General features: G+C 61.3%; 10 protein-coding genes. 5 read left to right on the top strand and 5 right to left on the bottom strand.

The annotated features are described in order from the left end of the window. Positions 1–209 precede the first annotated feature (209 nt). The 3 genes from actP to acs all read right to left on the bottom strand — a co-directional run bounded on the left by actP (position 210) and on the right by acs (position 4,220). Complete coding sequence (gene actP / locus AC2CGI_RS12885) at positions 210–1,862, bottom strand: cation/acetate symporter ActP (RefSeq protein ID WP_031300213.1); 1,653 nt, start codon at positions 1,860–1,862, stop codon at positions 210–212. Continuing rightward, positions 1,859–2,170, bottom strand: a complete 312-nt coding sequence (locus tag AC2CGI_RS12890; RefSeq protein WP_004930047.1) for a DUF485 domain-containing protein — start codon at positions 2,168–2,170, stop codon at positions 1,859–1,861. The genes actP and AC2CGI_RS12890 overlap by 4 nt, the downstream gene beginning before the upstream one ends. A gap of 91 nt (positions 2,171–2,261) precedes the next feature. Further along, a complete protein-coding gene (acs, locus tag AC2CGI_RS12895) occupies positions 2,262–4,220 on the bottom strand; it encodes an acetate--CoA ligase (protein WP_004930044.1) in 1,959 nt (652 codons plus the stop codon). Between the two features lie 901 nt (positions 4,221–5,121). On the opposite strand from acs, the gene gltP reads away from it, so the two are divergent. Then, positions 5,122–6,438, top strand: coding sequence for a glutamate/aspartate:proton symporter GltP (gene gltP / locus AC2CGI_RS12900; protein ID WP_015376334.1), 1,317 nt, complete (start codon positions 5,122–5,124; stop codon positions 6,436–6,438). A 273-nt stretch (positions 6,439–6,711) separates the two neighbouring features. Continuing rightward, entirely contained in the window at positions 6,712–8,055 is a 1,344-nt protein-coding gene (locus AC2CGI_RS12905; protein WP_075685521.1) for a condensation domain-containing protein, read from the top strand. Positions 8,056–8,098: 43 nt separating this feature from the next. Here the strand turns inward: AC2CGI_RS12905 and AC2CGI_RS12910 are convergent, their stop codons facing one another. Further along, positions 8,099–11,194: an amino acid adenylation domain-containing protein gene (locus AC2CGI_RS12910; RefSeq protein ID WP_484593952.1), complete on the bottom strand. Its 3,096-nt coding sequence runs from the start codon at positions 11,192–11,194 to the stop codon at positions 8,099–8,101. Positions 11,195–11,258: 64 nt separating this feature from the next. Further along, a complete protein-coding gene (locus AC2CGI_RS12915; protein WP_076740799.1) occupies positions 11,259–12,869 on the bottom strand; it encodes a condensation domain-containing protein in 1,611 nt (536 codons plus the stop codon). 534 nt (positions 12,870–13,403) lie between these two features. On the opposite strand from AC2CGI_RS12915, the gene AC2CGI_RS12920 reads away from it, so the two are divergent. The 3 genes from AC2CGI_RS12920 to AC2CGI_RS12930 all read left to right on the top strand — a co-directional run bounded on the left by AC2CGI_RS12920 (position 13,404) and on the right by AC2CGI_RS12930 (position 19,765). Beyond that, a complete protein-coding gene (locus tag AC2CGI_RS12920; RefSeq protein WP_015376338.1) occupies positions 13,404–15,497 on the top strand; it encodes a TonB-dependent receptor in 2,094 nt (697 codons plus the stop codon). Between the two features lie 78 nt (positions 15,498–15,575). After that, positions 15,576–18,485, top strand: coding sequence for a condensation domain-containing protein (locus tag AC2CGI_RS12925; RefSeq protein ID WP_076740800.1), 2,910 nt, complete (start codon positions 15,576–15,578; stop codon positions 18,483–18,485). Between the two features lie 47 nt (positions 18,486–18,532). Next, positions 18,533–19,765 (top strand): YncE family protein, encoded by a 1,233-nt coding sequence (locus AC2CGI_RS12930; protein ID WP_048325759.1) that lies wholly within the window; start codon positions 18,533–18,535, stop codon positions 19,763–19,765. The last annotated feature ends 22 nt before the right edge of the window (positions 19,766–19,787 follow it).

Raw genomic sequence — 19,787 nt, forward strand, 5'->3', positions numbered from 1 at the left:
CCATGCGAGAGTAGGACACTGCCAGGCATCAAATAAAGCCGAAAGCCCTGAACTGACGTTCAGGGCTTTTTGCTATGTGCAATACGTAAAAAAGCGCAGCTACGCTGCGCGGTTTTCCCCCTCCTCCTTATTCTCCGCCAGCGAGCCAGAGAAAAGGCCCCGAAGGGCCTTTGATTAGGGTGTGTTTGCTTTTTTCACTTATTATTCGATCAATGCGAGCTGCCCTGAGAGATGCCCAGCCCGGTTTGCGAACGGACAAACTGGGCCCGGAAGCGTTCCCGCTCCTGCTGCCCGGCCAGCGAGCTGTCGGTGATCGAGAACAGCCAGGTGCCGACAAAGGCCACGATCATCGAGAATAGCGCCGGGTATTCATACGGATAAATCGGTTTCTCATGGCCGAGGATCTGCACCCAGATTGTCGGGCCGAGGATCATCAGAATCACCGCCGTTAACAGACCCAGCCAGCCGCCAATCATCGCGCCGCGAGTCGTCAAACGCGACCAGTACATCGACAGGATAATGATAGGGAAGTTACAGCTGGCAGCGATGGAGAACGCCAGCCCGACCATAAAGGCGATATTCTGCTTCTCGAACAAAATCCCCAGGGCAATGGCGACCAGCCCCAATACCACGACGGTGATCTTGGAGACCTTCAGCTCATCGCGCTCGGTCGCCTTGCCATTTTTAATCACGCTGGCGTACAGGTCATGGGACACGGCCGAGGCGCCGGCCAGCGTCAGGCCTGCAACCACTGCCAGAATGGTGGCGAACGCCACCGCCGAGATAAAGCCGAGGAAGAAGTTGCCGCCAACGGCATTGGCCAGGTGCACCGCCGCCATGTTGGTGCCGCCCAGCAGCGCGCCGGTGGCGTCTTTGAACGCCGGATTGGCGCTAACCAGCAAGATGGCGCCGAAGCCGATGATAAAGGTCAGGATATAGAAGTAACCGATAAAGCCGGTGGCGTAGAACACGCTCTTGCGCGCTTCCTTGGCGTCACTCACGGTGAAGAAACGCATCAGGATGTGCGGCAGGCCGGCGGTGCCGAACATCAGCGCCAGGCCAAGTGACAGCGCGGAGATCGGATCGGACACCAGCCCGCCGGGGCTCATGATGGCGATGCCTTTCGGGTGCACCTTCACCGCTTCGGCGAACAGGGTATTGAAGTCGAAGTTGACCGACTTCATCACCATCAGCGCCATAAAGCTGGCGCCGGCCAGCAGCAGCACCGCTTTGATGATCTGCACCCAGGTGGTGGCCAGCATGCCGCCGAACAGCACGTACAGCACCATCAGAATGCCGACCAGGATCACCGCCACGTGGTAGTTGAGCCCGAACAGCAGCTGGATCAGTTTACCGGCGCCGACCATCTGCGCGATCAGATATAGCGCCACCACTACCAACGAGCCGCAGGCCGAGAGGGTGCGGATCGGTTTCTGCTGCAGACGGTAAGAGGCGACATCGGCGAAGGTATAGCGGCCGAGATTGCGCAGGCGTTCCGCGATCAGGAACAGAATGATCGGCCAGCCGATGAGGAAGCCGATGGAGTAGATCAGCCCGTCATAGCCCGAGGTGTAGACCAATGCGGAGATGCCGAGGAACGAGGCGGCGGACATGAAGTCACCGGCGATCGCCAGGCCGTTTTGCAGGCCGGTAATGCGCCCGCCCGCGGTGTAGTAGTCCTGACGGGAACGGGTGCGTTTGGACGCCCAGTAGGTGATGTACAGGGTGGCACCGACAAACAGGATAAACATCACGATCGCCTGGATGTTCAGCGGCTGGCGATGCACCTCGCCGCCAATGGCGTCGGCGCAGGCCAGGCCCGGCAGTAACAGCAGCGCGGTGGCGGACAATAAGCGCTTCATTGTTTCACCTCGCGCAGGATCTCTGCGGTGAGGCGATCGAACTCGCCGTTGGCGCGAAACACGTAGATCCCGGTCAAGACGAAAGAGATCACGATCAACCCGACGCCGACCGGGATCCCGCGGGTGATGGTCGATCCGGCGGCGATCGGCGTACCGAGCCATTGTGGATCGAAGGCGATCAACAAAATAAAGCCGACGTACAGCGCCAGCGTAATCAGCGAAAGCAGCCAGGCGAACCGGCCGCGTTTTCTCACCAGCTCTTTAAAGCGCGGGTTTTCTTCAATCCCTTGATAAATGGTGTCATTCATCAGAGTGTCTCCAGTCGGTATTGAGAGAGTACGCCGCGCCAGGGCCGCTCAACGGCGCGTTATCCGAATGAGCGGCCTGAAGCGGCGTAAATTATGACGGCACTTTCATTGATTGTTTTTCTTCCAACAGCTTGTCGACTACGGCCGGATCCGCCAGCGTGGAGGTATCCCCCAGGTTGCTGGTGTCGCCGGCGGCAATTTTGCGCAGGATGCGCCGCATGATCTTGCCGGAGCGCGTTTTGGGCAGTGAGTCTGTCCAGTGCAGCACATCCGGCGTAGCGATCGGCCCTATCTCTTTGCGCACCCAGTTGCGCACTTCGGTATAGAGCTCCGGCGTCGGTTCTTCGCCGTGGTTCAGCGTGATGTAGGCGTAGATCGCCTGGCCTTTGATGTTGTGAGGAATGCCGACCACCGCCGCTTCGGCGATTTTCGGGTGCGATACCAGCGCGGACTCGATCTCGGCGGTGCCCAGACGGTGGCCGGAGACGTTCAGCACGTCGTCGACGCGGCCGGTGATCCAGTAGTAACCGTCCTCGTCGCGGCGGGCGCCGTCACCGCTGAAGTACATGCCTTTGAAGGTCGAGAAGTAAGTTTGCTCGAAGCGATCATGGTCACCGAACAGGGTGCGCGCCTGGCCCGGCCAGGAATCGACGATCACCAGGTTGCCTTCGCAGGCGCCTTCCTGCGGCGTGCCGACGTTATCGACCAGCGCCGGCTGTACGCCAAAGAACGGCCGCGTGGCGGAACCGGCTTTCAGCTCAGTGGCGCCCGGCAGCGGGGTAATCATGAAGCCGCCGGTTTCGGTTTGCCACCAGGTGTCGACGATCGGGCATCTCGCGTTGCCGATCTTGTTGTAATACCACTCCCAGGCTTCCGGGTTGATCGGTTCGCCGACCGAGCCCATGATGCGCAGCGAATCGCGTCGGGTGCCTTCGATCGCCTTGTCGCCTTCGGCCATCAACGCGCGAATGGCGGTCGGCGCGGTATACAGAATGTTGACCTGGTGTTTGTCGATCACCTGCGACAGGCGATTGACGCCCGGATAGTTAGGCACGCCTTCGAACATCAGCGTGGTGGCACCGCAGGCCAGCGGGCCGTACAGCAGATAGCTGTGGCCGGTGACCCAGCCCACGTCGGCGGTGCACCAGTAAATGTCGCCGTCGTGGTAGTCGAACACATACTTAAAGGTCATCGCAGCGTAGACCAGGTAGCCGCCGGTGGTGTGCAGCACGCCTTTCGGCTTGCCGGTCGAACCGGAGGTGTACAGGATGAACAGCGGATCTTCGGCGTTCACTTCTTCCGGCGGGCAGTCTGCGGAGACGCCCTGGGTCAGCTCATGCCACCACAGATCGCGCCCTTCCTGCCAGTAGCCCGGTTTACCGGTGCGTTTGAATACCACCACGTTGGCCACGCTGACCACGCCGGGATTTTTCAGCGCATCGTCGACGTTCTTTTTCAGCGGCACGGCGCGGCCGGCGCGCAGGCCTTCATCGGCGGTGATCACCAGTTTGGCGTTGGAGTCGATAATGCGCCCGGCGACGGCTTCCGGCGAGAAGCCGCCGAAGATCACCGAATGTACGGCGCCGATGCGCGCGCAGGCCAGCATGGCGACCGCCGCTTCCGGCACCATCGGCATATAGATGGCCACCACGTCGCCTTTTTTAACGCCGAGCTGTTTCAGCACGTTGGCGAATTGGCAGACATCGTGGTGCAGCTGTTTGTAAGTCACCTTTTTGGATTGGGTCGGGTCATCGCCTTCCCAGATAATGGCGGTTTGGTCACCGCGCTCGGCCAGATGGCGGTCCAGGCAGTTGGCCGCCAGGTTCAAGGTGCCGTCTTCAAACCAGCGAATGCTGACGTGGCCCGGATCGAACGAGGTATTTTTAACTTTGGTATAGGGTTTGATCCAATCCAGGATTTTGCCATGCTCACCCCAGAAAGCCTCTGGGTCTTGAACCGACTGTTGATAATACTGTTGGTATTGTGCCGGATTAATCAGGGCGCGTTCTGCAATTGCAGAAGGAATAGCGTGTTTATGCAGTTGGCTCATAGCTTTTCTCCTTGAAGTTGTTAATGATATGTCAACTGAAGGTTAAGTATAGTTTGCTACGATTCTTTGTTTCTTTTTTGCGCGGCAGATCACGCAACAAAGATATTGATTTGTAATCGTTCTGTCGCATTTGCAGGGCGTATCTATCTCTTTGGCGCTTAAATCCTCATAAACCCACGTTTTTAACCAAAAACACTTATATAAAGAACAAAAAAGAATAAACCAAAACGGACTCAACTGCCGCGAAATTAATAGATACGATCAGGGCCGCCATTATTTCTCGCTATAAATCTTTTTGGGTTGTTTTTCGCTATTAATATTCTAAGTTGGCATTAGCACGATATAACGATGGACTGCACAGCGTGAAATAACGTTTTATTAACGCTTAATTCCTGATGAAAACTCGGGAAATACCCTGTGGCATTCATCCTGCGGTATCGTTCGATTTTTAATCGAAATATAAAGTGGCGCTGCATTTATGGACGAAAGTGTCACTCGGCCAATTCTCATTTGTTTGACTTTTGAGTAACAAAATATAAACATTTGTCGTGGACTAAATATGCAGAATGGACGAAAAATAACGCATTTTAATCGCGTTCAAAAAATCGTCGTCGGCGCGGTTATGTACTTCATTATATGAAAAATTATGTTTTTAATAACAAGCAATTATGCCATTTGAAATAGTTACGCGAAATTTTTGTGATTCGATTCAGCGCTCAAGCCTGACAAATCAAGGCTTGCAGAGCATGCCGCCCGGATGATACAGATTTATACTGCGTCGCACCCAGGGCAGGTGAACGCTTCCACTGAATTAACATAAGCCTGTAATAAATGATTAAGTATTCTTTTCGCCGTGTTGCGACTTTGTACGGCGCAAAGAGTCTTTGAGGACTTTTTGGGTATGAAAAGTGTAAAAATTAGCCTGGCTTGGCAAATCCTGATCGCGTTGGTACTGGGTATTATTGTTGGCGCGGTATTGCACAACCAGACCGAATCTCGTGAGTGGCTAGTGAGTAATATTCTCAGCCCGGCGGGTGATATCTTTATTCGTTTGATCAAGATGATTGTGGTGCCGATCGTTATTTCCACGCTGATCGTCGGTATTGCCGGCGTGGGGGATGCGAAAAAGCTGGGCCGCATCGGATTGAAAACCATTATCTACTTCGAAGTGATCACCACCGTCGCCATCGTGGTGGGGCTCACCTTGGCCAACGTTTTCCAACCCGGCCACGGCATCGATATGTCGACGCTGACCACGGTGGACATTTCGCAGTACGAGAAAACCACCGAACAGGTGCAAAGCGGTTCGCACAGTCTGGTGGCGACCATTCTGTCGCTGATCCCGTCGAACGTCTTCTCGTCGATGGCCAAGGGTGACATGTTGCCGATTATCTTCTTCTCGGTGCTGTTCGGTCTGGGGCTGTCGTCGTTGCCGAAAGAGACCAAAGAGCCGCTGCTGAAGGTGTTCAAGGCGGTGTCCGAGAGCATGTTCAAAGTCACCCACATGATTATGCGCTATGCGCCGATCGGGGTGTTTGGCCTGATTGCGGTCACGGTAGCCAACTTCGGTTTCGCTTCGCTGCTGCCGCTGGCCAAGCTGGTGGTGCTGGTGTACTTCGCCATTGCGTTCTTCGCCCTGGTGGTGCTGGGGGCGGTCGCCCGGCTGTGCAACCTGCGCATCTGGACGCTGATCCGCATCCTGAAAGACGAACTGATCCTGGCTTATTCCACCGCCAGTTCGGAAACGGTGCTGCCGCGCATCATCGAAAAGATGGAGGCTTATGGCGCGCCCAAGTCGATCACCAGCTTCGTGGTGCCGACGGGTTACTCCTTTAACCTGGATGGCTCGACGCTGTACCAGAGCATCGCCGCCATCTTTATTGCCCAGTTGTACGGCATCGAGCTGTCGTTGGGGCAGGAGATCGTGCTGGTGCTGACGCTGATGGTGACCTCGAAAGGGATCGCCGGCGTGCCGGGAGTCTCGTTCGTGGTGCTGCTGGCCACCCTGGGCAGCGTCGGCATTCCGTTGGAAGGCCTGGCGTTCATCGCCGGCGTGGACCGTATCCTGGATATGGCGCGCACTGCGCTGAATGTGGTGGGTAACGCGCTGGCGGTATTGGTGATCGCCAAATGGGAGCACCAGTTTGATCGCAAGAAGGCGCTGGCCTACGAAACGGAGTTCCTGGCGCAGAAGGTGAAGCCGGCCAACCAGGCCTAATTACCGAGTATCGCCGACGTTGAAAACGCCCCAGGCAGTTGTGCCGGGGCGTTTTGTTTTTATGGCTCTTCAACCGGCCACTTTCTTTTCTCTGTCCTACTGCGCGACTTGCATCCCCGCTTAACAGAATCTAAAGTGTTACCAAATTAATAGAAATGATAATAGATGTTATTATCATTTTCATTTGATGATGTATGGAGACACGCAAAGCCGTTGAACGGTGGGGTTACGCCCGTTCGGCGTCTTTATTCAGGCTTATCAAAGGTAGGTAACATGTCGGACACCGCTTTGGCCTCTGAATGGTTGCCGCTGGCGCCAGCGCAGCTTGATTTCTGGGAAGAACACACCTTGCACCCTGGGCAGACTCTGTCCACCGTCGCACATTGCACCGAACTGTGTGGCGCGGTAGAGGAAGAGGCGCTCTGCCGGGCGATCGCCACCACTCTCGCCGAGACGCAGGCGTTTGCCTTGCGCTTTGGTGAGCGGCATGGCGACGCTCCCCCGCCGTTACGTTACGATCCACAGTGCACACCGCCATTGCAACGCATCGATCTGCAAACGCACGGCGATCCCTGGCAGGCGGCGCAAAGCCTGATGCGCGAAGATATCGCGCAGCGCCGGGCGCTACATAGCGAGCCGCTAGCCGCAGCCTGGCTGCTCAAACTGGGGCCGGAGCGCTACCTCTGGTACGTGCGTGCGCACCATATTCTGATTGATGGCTTCGGTATGGCCCTGATCGAACACCGCTGCGCCGCGTTATACGCGCACTATCTGGGTGAGGGTAGCGCGGGTATGCCCCTGGGTGCCTTTAATGTCTTTCAACAGGCCGAGCTGGCCTACGCTGATTCTGAGCGATGCGAGCGCGATCGGCGCTTTTGGCAGAGCTATCTGCCGCCGTCGCAGGCGCTGCCGACGGTGCGCAAGGGCGGCAGGGAGTATGGCGTGCGACGCCTGAGCGTCAACCGTCGGTTGCCGACAGAAGTCGCGCAACGTCTGGCGCAGCAGTCGGAACGCAGTGGCATCAATTGGCCCGACTTGCTGGTGGCGCTGTCGGCGGCCTGGCTGTTTCAGGTGATGCCGCGCGGTACCCGGCAGGGCGATACGCTGCCGATGTGGATGCCGGCGCTGAATCGCCGTGGGCATGCCGCCACCAACGTGCCTTCGCTGGCGGTCAATACCCTGCCGCTGCTGGTGTCACCGCCGCAAGCGGAGACGCTGGGGAGCTTTCTCACCACGCTGACGCAGCAGCTGCGGGAGCTGCGCAGCCACGCCGGCTACCGCCTGCGCCAACTGGCCGCCGATCGCGGCGTGGATCCGGACTCGCGCTTCTTTATTTCCCCTTTCATCAACGTGCAACCCTTCGATACGCCCCGTTTTACCGGCTGCAGCGGTACGCGCAGCGTATTGGCCGGCGGCTCGGGCGACGGTTTCAACCTGACTTATCGTGGCCGCACCGACGCCCGCGATCTGCAGGTGGATATCGATATCTATCTGGAGCAGTTTCCGACGGAGGATGCGCTGGACTATGGCGAGGCGCTGCAAGAATTTCTGTTGCGTGCGCTGCAGCGGGAAGCCTGGGAGCAACCGCTGGCGGCCCTGACGGCGTTGCCCGCCTGAGAAAGTGCGGGCGGGAGGGTGCTCCCGCCCGAGTGGCAGGACTTCAGCTGGCCAGCAACGCCGCCACTTCGCGCGCGTTCTTGCACGGCAAGAGCGAACTGCTTACCAGACGGGTGCCGAAAGCGTCATTGAGGCGTGAGGCCACCTGTTTGATATGCGGCAGCTTCAGCCCCATGGCGATAAACGCCGTCTCTTCCCCCCATTCCGGGCGCGGGGTCACGCCGATCGCCTGCCAGTAAATGGTCAGTATCTCGGCGCTGCGCGCCAGCGGCGCGTTCGGCGGCGGGGCCGCGCAGGCGTTCAACGCCGGCGCGGTTTGCTGGTGGCTCAGGTCGGCGCGGATGCGATGGCGATCGGTTTTACCGTTGGCAGACAGCGGCAGCGCCTCGGCATGGATAAAGCGCGTCGGAATATGGGTACAGGGCAGATAGCCGGTGGCGAAGGCGCGGATCTCGGACAGCGGCAGCGGTTTGCCGTCGCGGGTCAGATACAGGGCGCCGAGCGCCGCCTCGTTGTTCTCTCCGCTGGGATAATCCACCACCACCATATCCAGGATCGCCGGATGGCGGCGCAGCACGTCTTCGATTTCCGGCAGCGAGACGCGCACGCCGCGGATCTTCACATAGCCGTTCACTCGGGTGGCGAACATGATGTTGCCGTCCGCACGGTAGTAGCCCTGATCGCCAGTGCGGAAAGCGCGCAGCGGTTGTCCGTCCGGCCCTTCGAGGGTGATGAAATCGTGCTGCTTCAGCTCCCCCTGCTCCAGGTAGCCCAACGCCAGGTTCACCCCGGCGGTATGGATGCGGCCGACCACGCCGGCCGGGCAGTGGCTGCCGTCGTCATGGCAGATGAAATAACGGTTGGCGGGCAGCGGGCGGCCGTAAGGCACGGTGCCGCTCTCCTGCGGGGCGATCGGGTGCCAGATGCTCCATATGGTGGTTTCGGTCGGCCCGCCGAGCGAGAACAGCGCAAGATCCGGGCGCAGGGTTCGCAGGGTTTGCACAGTCGCCGGCTTGATGTAGTCGCCGCCTTGCGCCACCAGACGCAGCGAACGCAGGCTGTCGGCCGTTTTGCAGGTGAGCAGCATCTCCAGAATGGCCGGCACCGAACACCACAGGCTGACCCGATGTTTTTCCACCAGCTGGTTCCAGCTGATGGCGTCTTTTTCCTGATGCGGCGCCGGCAGCACCAGCGTAGCGCCGGCGCACAGCGAACCGAACAGATCGAACATCGACATGTCATGGTGCGGCGGCGTGACGGAAATGAACACGTCGTCGGCGGTGACCGCCCAGCGCTGCTGGGTCTGGTGGATAACGTTGGCGGTGGCGCGGTTGTTGAGCACCACGCATTTGGGCTTGCCGGTGGTGCCGGAGGTATACAGATAGTAGCTTGCGGCCAGGCTGGCGCTGCGTTCCACCAACGTCTGTTCATCCGGCAGCGCAGGCGCGCGATCCGTCGGCGCCAGCAGGATCGCCGGCGTCACGCCGATCGGCGTCTCCAGATCGCCGCCGTGCACCACCAGCGTTGGCCGGCAGTTCTCCAGCAGGTAGGCGGTGCGTTCCGGCGGTGAGTTGATATCGATAGGCACCCAGATCACCCCCTGCAGGGCGCAGGCGAGGCTGAAGATGATCTGTTCTGGGCTGCGCGGCAGATACAGCGCCACCACGTTGCCCGGCTGCACGCTGCGGCTCTGCAGGTTGGCGATCGCCGTGGCGATCCGCTGGCCCAGTTCGCGGTAGGTCAGCGTCTGTTCACCGCAGATCAGCGCGTTACCGCCGTTTTGTGCGCCAAACAGCCGCTCGGCCAGCTGCGCCAGATAAGGATAAGGCGCGTAATTCGCTTCGCTGTCGTTGTGGCGATAATGCGCCAGATCGATGAAATCTCGCGGCGTGATCGCCAGGTCGGCGCGTTGGCAACTGCGCAGGATGCGTCGCTGCAACGCCGCCAGCATGGCTTCTACCTGCTCGCCGTGCAGCGCCTGTTCGGCGTAGTCCACGCACAGCTGCAGGTTTTTTTCGCTGTCCAGCGTCAGGCGAATATCGATGGCGACCTGCGGCGTTTGGGTCAGGCCGTCGTGAAAGCGCACCGGCGCCTCGGCCGGCAGCGTTTCCCAACCCAGACAGTTGGTCAGGATCACCGGCAGCGCCGGGCCGCCCTGGCTTTGGCCGAGCAACTGACGCGCCAGATCGACGCCGGAAAACGCCAGGTGATCGAGCGCGCCGAGCACATCGTCCTGCAAGGCTTGCGCGCGCTGGATAAAGTCTTCGCCATAGCGCGAATAGCGCACCGCCACGAAGCTGGAGGCGTTGCCCAGCGCGCCGTCGGCGGCGGGGAACGCCACCGGCACCCCGACGCACAGCTCCCCGTCGGTGGTCCAGTGGGCCAGCGTATCGAGGATCAGTGCCGAGAGCAGGCTGTTGCGCAGCAGCGCATGCGGCGATCCCAGGCGGCCAAGCTGTTTTACCGTATCGCGCGGTAGCGTCAAGGTGGCGCGGCGATAGCGTGATGCGGTGAGATTGGCGAGCGGGGCGCGCCACGGCAGTGCCGACGGGGTGGTGACATCCTGCAGCTTTTCACGCCAGTAGGCGGCATCGGCCTGGCGCTGCGCCGCCGATGCGGCGGGGGGCGGCAGTGTGGCGGCGGTCGAGGTCAGAGGGCGATCGTCGAACAGGCGCGCGATCACGGTGGAGATCCCCTGGCCGTCGAGGATCAAGGCATCAAAGCTGGTAAAGATCAGCATATCGTACGGCGATCCCGTCGGATCCTGCTGTTCGGCAAGTTGGATCACGGCGATGCGCCACAGCGGTTGGCTCGGATCGTGGCGCTGGTGGGAGTAACGCTCGCGCAGTTGTTCGACCTGGCGCTGCGCCGTTTCGCCATCAAGGGCGCGCAGATCGTGGCGATCCAGATGCAGCGTCACCTCCGGGCGTACGTGCTGCGTGCCGCGCTGCACATCGATGCAGGTGCGAAGCGCCGGGTAGTGCTGTACCAGCTCGGTCAGGCGCGCTTCAAGGCGCGGTACATCCTGCTGCCGGGCGCGGTATTCGCGAAAGTCGTGCATCGCCACGCCGCCGAGCGGCCATCGATCGCTGCGGCCCAGAAGATAGGCCTGCTGCAGTGCGGTTAAAGCTGTCTCCATGGTACTTCCCTATAGTCGCTAACCGATTAAAACGAGCCGGGCGCCGTGCGCCCGGAAACCGATCTCAGTGCTGCGGCGCCAGGGCGGCGAGCAGCGTTTTCGCATGCCTTCCTGCCTCGGGCGACCGTTGGCAGATCAACGCCGCCAGCGCAGCCGGGGAGGGATGCGCCGTCAGATCCTGCGCCGTCAGCGCCGCCGCCAGATACTTGTTGAGCACCGTCAGCAGCGCGTTCACCCCGGCATCCGGCAAGGCCAACCGGCGGATATCGTCGTGGTCGCGCACACTGGCCTCGGGAGCCACCCGCGCCAGCAGCCGGTGCAGCACCTGGCGCACCGGCGCCTGCTGCGCCAGCGCGTCGGGCGTGCATTGCGCCAGCAGCTGCGACAGCGGGCGATCGAATGCCCCCGCTTGCCGCGCGGCCAGGTGCAGCAGCGCCCGGTAACAGGCCAGCAGGCGCGGCAGCACCTGCTCGGGGAACGCGTCCAGCCGCACGTCCCAGTTGATCAGAATGCCGTCGTCGACGTGGGCGACCTGCGCATCCAGCGCCACCTGCGGCCCCTGAGAGATCACCCAACCGAGACGGCCAAAGGTGTTGGCGACCCGTTCGGAAAACAGCGTTTTGCCGCGGATGCCGAAACCGGCGGTAAACACCACCGGCGAAGGCTGCAGGCTGCCGTGCAGGCGCGACAGATCGCGCATCACGCTGACGCCGGGGTAATCCGCATGCTCGATCAGCTCCGCCAGCTGCGTCATCAGGCGCCGGCAGAAGGCGTTCAGGTTTTCCGTCGGGTTCAGTTCCACGCCGAGCAGCACCAGGTTAGAGAAATCGCCGATGAGGCGATGTGCGTCCTCCCGTTCGCTCTCGCGGTGGAACAGCGGCACGTTGAGCCGGAAGCGCGTCATGTTCCAACCCTGGCCGACGGCCAGCGCGAACAGCGCCAGAAACAGCGTAGAGAGGGAGGTGTGATGCCGTTTGGCGACGTTTTCCAGCGCGCGGCTTTCTTCTGCATTCAGCTGTATGGCCAAACGATCGCTGCGGCAGCGATCCGGCGTGCGCAGCAGGCGCGGCGCCGGCGGCATCTGCGCCAGGCGTTCACGCCACCAACGCTGGCCGCGTTCGCGCCGTTGGCGCAGCGCCACGTCGGCGTCGCGTCGTTCTAGGTGATCGAAGTAGGCCGGCGGCGCGTCATGGGCTGGGGCCGCCGGACACTGGTGATAAAACGCCGTCAGATCTTCCATCAACAGGCGAAAGCTCATGGCATCGCCGGCGATCATGTCGAGATCGACATGCAGGCGGCTGCGTCCTTCCGGCAATAGGCTCAGGCTGATATCGCAGGGAACGCCCTGTTCCAGCGGCAGCAGCTGGGTGCTTTTCGCCCGGCGTTTGGCGGCGAGCGCGGCCGCCAGCGTCGCTTCATCGGTGTGTCGCCAGTCGTCGAGATGCAAAGTATGCCGGGAGCCGGGAGGTGCGATCGTCTGCCTGCCATCGTCGGTAATGCGCAGGCGCAGCAGCGGATGACGCAGGTACAACGCCTCGACGGCCTGGCGCAGCCGGGCGATGTTCAGCTCGCCGCCGTCGAATTCCGCATACAGATGGGCGGCCATGCCGCCCAGAGGGGGAGCGGACTGTCGGCCAACCCAATAGGCGGCCTGCATCGTGGTCAAAGCTTTCATCGGGTATCCATTTTGATTCAGCCAACGAGACTGCAAGAATATATCCAAATGTTAATAGGAATGAAAATTATTATTATTTGATCCATTTGACGCGAGGGTGCTATCTATAAGGGGTTTTAGCTGTAACGGGCAGGCATGGGGTTGGGTGTGAATAATTTATTCATATTATTCTTAGCATTGTAATTATTGGCTGTTATTGCAGCGCTTGTTTTACCTGCGAAAGTATAAGGTTTTCTGGCGGTTATCGTGGCCGCTCTCACACCTTTATTGATAATGATTTGCATTAGAAAATGCAAAATATTATCATTATTAACATTATTTTACGTTTTTATACAAGCCGTCGGCCGCTCCGCCGGCGGCTTGGCCGTGGACGGGCCGCGCCCGTTCGGCCGCGAAAGACATGGGTTTGCCGCAGGGATAAGCAACAGCAAGGCCGGGAAGGCCGCAGCGTCATGGTCTGTGTGAGTGTCGATGTAGGTTGTGTAAAAAAAAATCAAATTTTGTGCACCTCTGGGATGAAAGGAGAAGACATCTATGGGCAAGCATTTTGCGGCTCAACGGCATGAAAGCGTAGGAAACGGGGAAAAGGCGGGGTTAAGAGCCATTGGGGCATTTTCCTCGGTATTTTTAGGCGTGTGTTCACTGGCGATCGGTAACGTCAACGCGGCGGAAACGAAGAGCAACGAAACCTACCAGGACGCGGAAACGCTGCTGGTCACCGGTGAGAAGATCAAACGTTCCATTTTCGACACCGGCTCCAGCGTGCAGGTGTTCGACAGCAACCGCATCGCCTCGATGCCCGACGCGGTGCAGATCCCCGATCTGCTGCGCATGACCCCCAACGTGGTGGATCTGGGCATCGGCAACGAACTGCCGACCGTGCGCGGTATCGACGGTTCCGGCCCGAACGTCGGGGCCAATGCTTTCCTCAGCGGCACCCGCCCGCGCCTCAATCTGTCGTTGGACGGCCGTTCGCTGACCTATAACGAACAGGCGTTCGGCCCGCAGTCGCTGTGGGATCTGGATCGCGTCGAAGTGTTCCTCGGCCCGCAAAGCTACATCCAGGGGCGCAACGCCATCGCCGGCGCCATCGTCATGGCCAGTAAGGACCCGACCTTCGAATGGGAAAGCGCCTTCAAGGGCGGAGCCGGCAACCAGCACTCGTCACAGTTGGCCGCCATGGCGTCCGGCCCGCTGGTGGAGGATCAGCTGGCGTTCCGCGTCAGCGTCGATCGCCAGCGCCGCCGCAGCGAGGCTGACCTGCCGGCCTATGCGCCAGTGGGCGATCCGCGTGAAGTGGAAGCCACCACCGCCCGCGCCAAGCTGTTGTTCAATCCGGCCGGCCTGCGCGATCTGACCACTAAGCTGACCTTTAACCACTTCGGCAGCACCGCACCGCAAAACGAAAGCCTCAACCCGCAGCCGCATCCGACCAATCCGCGTCACGATCCGCGCCGCGCCGTGTTCAAAAGCAACATGAACAGCACTATCTGGGATCTGGCCTGGGAGGCCTCCGATGCGCTGACGTTTGAAAACCGCGTTATCTACACCGATTTCAACATCAACCGTCCTACCGCTTACAACATCCAATACGCCGAGATCGACGGCCAGGAAGTTCACGTGGAGCCGGTGGTGCGCTTCGGTGGCGCGGACAGCCGCCTGCACGGGCTGGCGGGGCTGCGTTACTTCCACGGCACGCAGGATGAGTTCGTCAACATTTTCGGCGGCTCGACCTTCAAGGATAAAACCGATACCCATTCGGCGTTCGCCGAGCTGACCTATGCGCTGACGCCGCAGGTGGACGTGACCGCCGCCAGCCGTCTGGAACGCGAACACCGTCGCCGCGACGGCGGCAGCCAGGCGGTGCGCATCGATTTTGATGAAACCTACACCGTGTTCCTGCCGAAGCTGGACGTGGCCTGGAAACCGACGGATACCCAAACCTACGGCGCCAAGATCGCACGCGGCTATAACGCCGGCGGTGGCGGCATCACGATCGGCACGCCGGTGGTCAGCTACACCTACGGTTCCGAGTATGTCTGGAACTACGAGCTGTACACCCGTCATCACCTGAAAGACGCCAACGTGGTGCTGACGGGTAACATCTTCTACAACGATTACAAAGACATGCAGCTGCCGTACTCGCTGGGTGAGAACTCCAGCGTGATCCGCAACGCCGACAAGGTGGAAACCTACGGGGCGGAAATCGGCGCCACCTGGCAGCCGCGCTGGGACTTCGAGCTGTTCGGCAACCTCGGCCTGCTGAAAACCGACATCAAAAAGTTCTCGGGCAGCGGCGTGGAAGGGCATGAGCTGGCGCGCGCGCCGGCTTACACCGCCAACATGGGGGCCAAGTATCAGTTCCTGAAAGGGTGGGAGCTGAGCAGCAACGTGGCGTTCACCGACTCCTACTATTCGCAATACGATAACGACTCGCGCGGGCGCATCGGCTCCTATTGGACGGCCAACGCCCAGCTGGCTTACACCTTCGACTACGGCCGCGCCACGCTGTATGCGAAGAACCTGTTTGACTCCGACCGCCGCGAGATGATCCGAAGCAATGACATCTACACGGCGACGCTCCAGCGCGGCCGCCTGATCGGCGCGGCGGTTGAGCTGACTTTCTAACGCTATCGCGGTGACGGGGGACGCATGTCCCCCGTTTTGTGCGCTATCCCGGCACGGCCGGGCAAAGGAGATAACGCAGTGATCGGTGATTTTGACAGCATTCTGAGCGATGAAGAGGCCCAGCGGCTGGAGAGCGCGTTTCAGGCGCTGGGCGCGGCGTCGGCCAACGGCGAGCGGTCGGTAAGCGAAGCCGAAGAGCGGGCATGGTTCGCCCATCTGCAGCAGGGTGACGCACGCGGGCAGCGGGCGCTGGCCTGGCGCCTGACGGGGGAAGTGGATATCGCCCGGCTGGCGGCGGCGCTGCAGGCGCTGGTGCGGGAGACGCCGGGCGTGGACGTGCGCTACGTTTTTGATGACGAAAACGGGCTGATTAAACGCGCCGCCGGTTCGGCGCCGTTACCGGTGAGCCTTCGTCAGGTGGCGGACGAACAGCACGCCATTGGCTGCCTGCTGCAGGCGCAGGCGGCACCGTTTGAACTGGAAAACGAAGCGCCGCTGCGCGGCTTGCTGTTGCTCACGCCGGGCGATGCCGTGATTTTGGGCGTGGTCTTGCATGACATCCTGGCGGAAACGCTGCCTTGGCGCCACCTGCCGGCGATGCTGTCCGCCCGTTACAACGGGGATGTGATGCCTCTGCCTTTCGCGGCGGAGCCGGTCGAGCTGGCGGAAACCACGGAGCCGCAACTGCCCTGGGCGCGCCAGGCGGTCTCGCTGCAGGATTACCGCAGCCCGGCGCCGCGTGCTGAAGCGTTGCCGCCGGTGGGCGCGCGCGTGGTCACGCGCATTGATCGCTCGCTGTTGCCCGCCAACGACACGCCGCGGGCCTTGCTGGCGGCGGTGGCGGCGCGGTTTGCCGAGTTCGTCGCCGCGCAGGCCGGCGGCCAAGCGGTGCAGCTGTGCGTGCCGGCCGCGGAAACGGCGGAGTTCGTCGGCCTGGAGCTTGGCCTGACGGCGCCGCCGCTGATGCGCCTGACCGTGCAGCATGGCGAGAGCGACGTCGGGCAGCGGCTGCTGGTGCAGGCCGTGGCTGAACAGCCGGACCCGCAACGGGCGCAGCTGCTGGTGGCCTGGCGCGACGATCTGGCCGCAGAGTGGCGGCTGGAAGGCGTTCACGCCGAGCGCATGTTGCTGCCGCCGCTGCATACGCCGTTTGAACTGGCGCTGCTGTTGGGCTTGCCAGAGGCGGAAGCGCTGACGCTCGAGCTGGTCACCGATCCGCGCCTGTCTCCCCATGTGGCGCCTTTCCTGCTGGAGCAGTTCAGCGCGTTCCTGGCCGGGCAGCGGATTGCCGTCGCCTTGCCGGCGGCTGAGGCCGCTTCCCCGGCGATGGCCGCGCCGGCGACGAACGGCGAGGCGGACGAAAGCGTTGCACCGCTGATTTTGCAGGAGTTCCGTGAGGCGCTGGTGGCGCCGGAAATGACCCTGGATGAAGACTTCTTCGATCGCGGCGGCCATTCGCTGGTCGCCACCCGGGTGATCGGCCGCTTGTTGAGCCTGCATCAGATCGAAATCAACATTAACGATCTGTTCAGCCATCCGACGGCGCGTGGGCTGGCGGGCTACGCCAAACGTCTGAACGTCGCGCAGCCGAATGCCCCGGTGGCCGCCGCCGACGATCATGATCGCGCGCAGGCGCCGCTGTCGCTGGCGCAGGAATCGCTGTGGAAGGTGTATGAAGCCTTCGGCCATGACGAGATTTTCAACCTGCCGTTCTCTCTGCGCTTCTTCGATGCGGTGGATGAAACGGCGCTGCATCAGGCGTTTATCGACGTCATGACTCGCCATACCGTGCTGCGTTCACGCTTTGTTGAGCAGCTGGGCGAGGTGGTGCAGGTGGTGGTGCCGGCCGCCGAACTGCCGGATTACTCATGGTTCCGCTTCTCTCACGAGACGCCGGCGGGCAACGCCGCCGCCCTGTTGGCCGACGCCGGCCAGCACCGGTTCGATCTGGCCGCCGAGCTGCCGCTGCGCGTCACGCTGCTGCGCGATGCGGACAACGGCCAGCAGCTGCTGTCGCTGCTGTTCCACCATGTGGTGCTGGATGAATGGTCGCTCAACCTGATGATGGATGAGCTGGGCATCGCCTACCGCCATCGCGTCGTCGGCCAGGCGCCGCAGTGGAGCGGGCAACCGCCGCAGTTCCACACCTTCGCCCGGCAGCAGCGGGCCTCCGGGGTGCAGCAGCAACATCTGGACTACTGGCTCGATGCGCTGCGCGGCGCGCCGGTCGGCCAGCCGATCTTCCGGCAAGAACCCTCTACCCACCCGGCAGTGCCGGCGCCGGCGGACGTCAACGGCGGCTGGCTGGAGTTCGAGGTCGATCCCGCTGTGGCGGAAGGCCTGTATCAGCTCGCTCGCCGCAATAACGCTTCGCTGTTCAACGTGGTGTATGCCGGGATCACCTCGGCGCTGCGCCTGCTTGGCGGCCCGGCGGATCTGCTGGTGGGCACTTCGACCTCCGGCCGTAACGACGCCGAGTTCTTCGATACCGTCGGCTACTTCACCACCGTGGTGGTGCACCGCGTGCGCTTCGACGAAGGGTTGACGGTGGCCGGCTTGGTCAGCCAGGTGAAAAACACCATCAACGGCTCGCTGCCATACACCGACATTCCGATCGATCTGGTGGAAGAAGGGCTGTTCGGCGTGGACGCCGACCGCAAGAACCACATGTTTGAAGTGTTCATCCAGATCCACAGCCGCATCAAACTGAACGGCGAGTTCCGGCTGCAGGACGGCAGCGCGATCGCCTACCGTCAGGTGGAGCCGGAGAAAGCCGAATCGTTGCTCGGCCTGCAGTTTGAGGTGATGGAAGACGATCTGGGGGGGGCGAAATCCCTGCGGGTGATGATGACCTACCGCCAGGATCACTACAGCCGGGAGCAGGCCAATCTGATCGCCGACGGCGTTCAGCACGTCTTTACCCAGTTTGCGCAGCACATCGCTGGCGATATCGCTCTGGCGGCGCTGCCGCCCGGGCCGCAGGCATGACGTTGTTTCACTCTAACCGAAAGCATGATTTTCAAGGAGATAAAAGGATGTCTGGAACCCTAGCAACCCCGCGCGCGTTACTGTCGCTGCTGGTGGCGGCCTCTCTGGTGGTCGCCGGCGCCGCGCAGGCCGACGATGCCGGCATCAAACCGCAGGACATCAAGCGCCAGGCGCTGTCGTCGACGGTGGTGGAGATGGCCTACAGCACCTCGCAACAGGCGCTGTTCGTCAGCGCGCCGGACTGGAAGGAAGAGGCGCGCTCCCGCGTGCTGCGGCTGGATCCCAACACCCTGGCGATCAAGGCGGAGATCCCGTTGCAGGTGAAAGGCTTCGGCGTGGCGCTGAACGACGCGGGCAATCGCCTGTACCTGACGCAGGCCTTCAACGGCGAAGTCGGGGTAGTGGACACCACCACCAACCACGCGCTGGGCAGCATCAAGTTGCTGGACAAAGCGGTGCTGGAGCAGGCTTACAAGCAGGCGGGCATCAGCGGCAAGCGTCTGGATTTCCTGTTGGCGGAGCTGAAGAAGTTTAAAATCACCGAGGACTACCTGTACCGCCTCCGCGAGCTCAAGTATGACGCGCAAAGCGGCCGTCTGTTCCTGCCGGGTCTGGGCTTCGGCGTCGACAGCGTGCTGTATGTGGTCGATACCAAGGCCGGCAAGCTGGAGAAAGTGATCCCGGGCTTCGGCTACAACGCGGTGGGCATCACGCTGGATGAGAAGGGCCGCCGGGTGTTCGTCTCCAACATGCAGGGGCAGGTGATCACCCTGAACGCCGACACGCTGGCGATCACCGCCACGCACGAAGTACAGGCCGATCAGCTGCTGAACCTGGTGTATGACCCGGCGAGCAATCGCCTGCTGGGCGTCGATCAGGGCATCGATCGCGACGACTACCGCAATCATCATCTGGGGCACGACTATGTGAAGCGCAGCAGCGGCCACCGGGTATTCGCGCTGGATGCGGACAGCGGAAAAGTGCTGGCCAGCGAGCTGACGGATGAGGTGCCGATCGGCCTGCTGCTCGATGAGCGTAGCCAGCGGCTGTATGTCGCCAACCGCAAAGGCGTGCGCGTGGATCACGGCGCCGGGACGCTGACGGTGTTTGACGCCAAGACCCTCAAGCGCCTGCAAACCGTAGACCTGCCGCCGCACCCTAACAGCCTGGCGTTGGATCCGAAAGGCGACGCGCTGTTCGTGACGGTGAAAAACGACGGCGCTTCCACCAAGGCCGGCAAGCCGGAAAGCGTGGTGCGCATTCAGCTGCACACCAGGTAACTGAATTGCAAAGGTAAAAAAA

Source organism: Serratia sp. LSHTC3 (assembly GCF_057197125.1).